At 59.7% G+C, this 4,840-nt stretch carries 3 protein-coding genes and 2 pseudogenes; all 5 read right to left on the bottom strand.

Annotated elements, in window-relative coordinates:
• Positions 1-136: 136 nt before the first annotated feature.
• Positions 137-982, bottom strand: a pseudogene (locus tag AC13EY_RS00035) (cytochrome c biogenesis protein CcdA); the annotation flags it as partial.
• A gap of 152 nt (positions 983-1,134) precedes the next feature.
• Positions 1,135-1,593: a DUF411 domain-containing protein gene (locus tag AC13EY_RS00030; RefSeq protein ID WP_083729380.1), complete on the bottom strand. Its 459-nt coding sequence runs from the start codon at positions 1,591-1,593 to the stop codon at positions 1,135-1,137.
• A gap of 25 nt (positions 1,594-1,618) precedes the next feature.
• On the bottom strand, positions 1,619-1,891 hold the full coding sequence (locus tag AC13EY_RS00025) for a heavy-metal-associated domain-containing protein (protein WP_083729378.1): 273 nt from the start codon (positions 1,889-1,891) through the stop codon (positions 1,619-1,621).
• A 73-nt stretch (positions 1,892-1,964) separates the two neighbouring features.
• Positions 1,965-4,286 carry a heavy metal translocating P-type ATPase gene (locus tag AC13EY_RS00020; protein WP_482876148.1) on the bottom strand — a complete coding sequence of 774 codons (2,322 nt, stop codon included), beginning with the start codon at positions 4,284-4,286 and terminating at the stop codon, positions 1,965-1,967.
• 425 nt (positions 4,287-4,711) lie between these two features.
• Positions 4,712-4,840: pseudogene (locus AC13EY_RS00015) on the bottom strand (IS5-like element ISCARN85 family transposase); the annotation flags it as partial.

Raw genomic sequence — 4,840 nt, 5'->3', positions numbered from 1 at the left:
TGGCGACAGTGAACAAGGATTCCTGAGTGATATCGGCGCCACGCATGGAAATCGGGGTTCCCGGCAGATTGGAGCCGATATCGTAAACCTTACACGGCAAAGTCAGACAGACCGTAGGCGAATTTCAACAGGCTGCTAGTCGTTCGGTGATAAAGCGCGGCATGCGCAACTCGAATACGCCGAACATGGCCAGAGCGAAAACAGTGAAGAACATCGCAAAGGGCACCAACAGCCACGGTGACTGCAGGCGCGCTTGTAGGTTGAGGCCAGCGCCGAACATGCCCATTAGCGCACCAAGCAGGGCGAAGCTGGCAGCCATGGGGAGTACGTAGGCAAGCGATAGGCGTAATCCACGCGTTCCGCCGAGTTGTCCGCGTAATACCACGCCAGACAGAATTGGCAGCATCGGTAGCACGCAGGGTGTGAAAGTCAGGCCCAAGCCCGCCAGGAAGAACAGCGCCAGACTACGCCAGTCAATGGCGACCCCTTGTTGCAGGGCTGCAATGAGGGGGGGATCACCTACCTCGAAGCTGCGAATCTCTGGCGGATAGCACAGCCCCAGATCAGCGCAGCCCTGATAGCTCACCTGTAAGGTGAACGGTGTGTTCTGAGGGTTATTAACGGGTAGCAGCAAGTCGGTAACGCCGTAGAACACCTCGACATCGCCAAAAAATTCATCGGTTTTCGGTTCGGCCGCGGGCCATTGCGGGGTGCCAATTGACACTTGCGGGTGGTCGCTGGTGAATGCGAAGCGATGTTTATGGAGGTAATAACCCTCGGCATTTATGAAGCGCAGGCGGACGCTGTCCTTACCGGTTTCCAACAGGTCGAGGCGGAAGGCTTTGTCTACCGGAAGGAAATCCTGGCTGTTGTTCAGCGGAGTGCCGAACAGAGCCGACTGAGGACGCGAAGAATCAAATATCTCGGCGTTGGCTGGCAAGGCAAGCAGTAGCAGCAGCAGATACGGCAGGAGGCGGGACATAACCATCTCGCGGGCTAATAACGAAAAGGAGGTCTATTTCAGCTTGTTAACGGAGCCGGGATTTTTGAAGTGCGGGCTGGGGGGATGGCCTCCGCTGCGATTCAGTGCATCGCAGGATGCCAGCCAGTACCAGCCCGCCCGGCGAGTCGCTATTAATGCGCGGCTTGTTCCAGCGGATAATTGGCAATGACCCTTTCTCGGCCAGTGCGGGTTATTCCGATCACCTGGTACGGGTGTTTGACGTCGCCATACTCCATGCCTGGTGAGCCAGCCGGCATGCCTGGCACGGCGATGCCCAGCAGGTCAGGGCGCTTGCGAAGCTCCAGGATCTGCGCCACGGGCACGTGACCTTCAACGAACTTTCCATCGATCACACCTGTATGGCAGGAAGCCAGACGCGGTTTCACGCCGAGGTCTTGCTTGACTGTGTTCATGTTGCGTTCGACGTGGTCGCGGACTTCGAAGCCGTTGTTCTCCAGGTAGGTAATCCAGTCCTTGCAGCATCCACAGTTGGCGTCGCGGTGCACATCAATGATCAGGGGTTGCGCGGCCTGGGCGGCGCCACTTAGCAGCAGAGCGGCGAGCGCCGCGGTAGTCAGTCTTCTGGACATAAAAAACCTGTTTTCAATGGTTTGCTCATTTGCAACAGCAGCCGCTGCTGCCACTGCATCCGGTTTTCTTCGCAGTGCTCGATGAGGCCGCCGGACTGCTCAGTTGAGCGGGGTATCCAGCATCACCCAGAGCGGCGACAAGCACATCGCTGTCGCACTCTCCGCTGACCCGCACACGGGCCGCTTGCAGGTCGACATCAACCTCGGTGACGCCTTCAACTGCGTTGAGCGCCTCGGTGACATGCAGGACGCATGAGCCGCAGCTCATGCCTTTGACGTTCAATTCAACGGTGCTCATGGCATCTCCTTGCGAGGTTGCTGTTGGGGTTGAGGCAATTCTCAACCTTGCCAAGGTGGCAAGGTCAAGAACCTCAATCGATTGATACTTTGCGCAGTCTCAAGGCGTTGAACACCACCGAAGCGGAACTCATGCTCATCGCCAGCGCTGCGATTATTGGTGACAGCAGGAGGCCAGTCAGCGGGTAGAGCAGGCCGGCTGCCAGAGGGACCCCTAGGGCGTTGTAAATAAAGGCGAAGGTCAGGTTCTGGTGCATGTTGCGCACGGTGGCCACCGACAGGCTGCGCGCGCGCAGGATGCCGAGCAGGTCGCCCTTGACCAGCGTGACCTGGGCGCTGTTCATCGCCACGTCGGTGCCGGTGCCCATAGCAATGCCGATATCGGCGCGCGCCAGGGCCGGGGCGTCGTTGATGCCGTCGCCGGCCATGGCCACGCGGTGTCCTTGCTGTTGTAGCGAGGCGGTCAGGCGTTCCTTATCCTGCGGCTTGACCTCGCCGTGCACCTCCTCGATACCCAGTTCGCGGGCTACTGCTCGGGCAGTCGTCAGGCCATCGCCGGTGGCCATGATCACCCGTATGCCGTCTGCCTGCAGGCGCTGGATCGCCAGTTTTGAGGTCGGCTTGATCGGGTCGGCAACCGCCAGCAGACCGGCCAGCACGTTGTCCACCGCCAGGAACATGATGCTCACGCCTTCGCCGCGCAGTTGTTCGGCATGCGCCTTGAGTGGGCTGGCATCCACGCCGGCATCATTCATCAGCGCGGTGTTGCCCAACTGCAAGTCGCGGCCGTCAACCTTGCCACGCACGCCGATGCCGGAGGCCGATTCGAAGGTTTCAGGCGTGCTCAGCGCCAGGCCCTGGGAACGGGCATGATCGACGATGGCGTGGGCCAGGGGATGTTCGCTGCCCTGATCCAGGCTGGCGGCCAGTCGCAGTACCTCGTCCCGCGTGAAGCCGGGCGCCGCCTCGACGCTGTGGAAAGCAGGGCGGCCCTCAGTGAGCGTGCCGGTCTTATCGACGATCAGCGTGTCGATCTTGCGCAGGTTTTCTATCGCGGCAGCATCGCGGAACAGCACGCCGCTGCCGGCCGCCTTGCCGGTGGCGACCATCACCGACATCGGCGTGGCCAGGCCCAGGGCGCAGGGGCAGGCTATGATCAGTACCGCGACTGCGTTGATCAGACCGAACACCCAGCTCGGCTCCGGACCCCACAGGCCCCATACCACGAAGGTCAGGATAGCAATGGCGATGACCGCCAGCACGAAACGCCCGGCAATGACGTCGGCCAGCCGCTGCATTGGCGCCTTGGAGCGCTGCGCCTGGGCCACCATCTGGACGATCTGCGCAAGCATGGTCGAGCTGCCGACCTTTTGTGCCTGCATCACCAGGCTGCCGTGGCTGTTGAGGGTAGCGCCGATTAGGCTGTCACCGGCGCGTTTCATGATCGGCACCGGCTCGCCGGTCAACATCGACTCGTCCACCGCGCTTTCGCCTTCCACCACCAAGCCATCAACCGGCACTTTTTCGCCTGGGCGCACCCGAAGATTGTCGCCGCTGTGCACATGGGTGAGGGGAATGTCCTCTTCGCTGCCATCGGCATTGATCCGTCGCGCGGTCTTGGGCGCCAGGCCGAGCAGCGACCTGATCGCCGCCGAGGTCTGCGAGCGCGCCTTGAGTTCCAGGATTTGGCCGAGCAGGGTCAGCGAGATGATCACCGCTGCCGCCTCGAAGTACACGCCGATGCGTTCACCCTGCATGAAGTGGTCGGGGAATACGCCGGGCGCCAGGGTGGCGATCAGGCTGTACAGGTAGGCGGCGGAGGTTCCGAGGCCGATCAGCGTCCACATGTTCGGGCTACGGTTGATGAACGATTGCACGCAGCGCACGTAGAAGGGCCAGCCAGCCCAGAGCGCCACAGGGGTGGCCAGTGCCAGTTCGACCCAGTTCTGCGTGGCGCCGTGGAACGGACTGAGGGCATGCCCGCCCATGGCCAGCACGGTGACAATCACGGTGAACGGCAACGTCCACCAGAAGCGTCGAGAAAAGTCCCTGAGCTCCGGGTTGTCCTCTTCTTCCAGTTCGGGCATGACCGGCTCCAGGGCCATGCCGCATTTGGGGCACGTGCCTGGGCCGATCTGCAGTATTTCGGGGTGCATCGGGCAGGTGTATTCGGCGCCGTGATCGACGGTCGGCGTCTCGCCATGAGCATGCCCGGCATCCAGATATCTGCTTGGCTCGGCAGTGAATTTTTCCAGACAGCGCTGGCTGCAGAAAAGCAGTTGTTGGCCGGCGTGGCTGGTCTGATGCGGGCTGTCGGCTTTGACCGTCATGCCACAAACAGGGTCACGATCCGATGGGGTCTGAAGTGTGGGGTGTGGCTGATTGGCCTGAGACATTACCGCTCCTGTTAAACCCTGCGCGCACTCGGAGATATTTTATATAGAGTACCCGCGAACGGCTGACATTGGCCTGACCCAAGCATTACATTTCTGTAAGCCTGTGGCGGGTTTTCGCTCTCGGGTATCCGTGCATGCCGCCAGCATATGGCCCTATATAAATAATTAGTTAGTTAACTTACTAAGTTGTAATAATCGATTCAATGTCCTTACTGGAGCCTTTCCTGAAAATTACATTTTGGTTATTTTTTACTGCTTGCTGCTCATGGGATCGGCTGCAGCATGAGCTGTATTGTTGACTGCCAGGACAGCGCGGCGATGAGCGAAGTTTTATTGACGAAGTTCGAGCGAACGCATCAGCCAAGGCATGTGTGTCGATTTACCACATCGAGCGCCTTTATAAACCGAGAAGCGGTTAGGGCCTGTTAACACAACCTCAGTCCGTCAACGATCAGGGCAAAATTAACGAAGCCGATGAACATGACATCGAGCTTTTCAAAGCGGGAGAAAATTCTGCGAAATCCTTTCAAGCGCCGAAACAGACGCTCTACCTC

It is taken from the genome of Halopseudomonas sp. L-58 (assembly GCF_056859475.1).
This window is presented reverse-complemented; position numbering and strand designations above follow the sequence as displayed.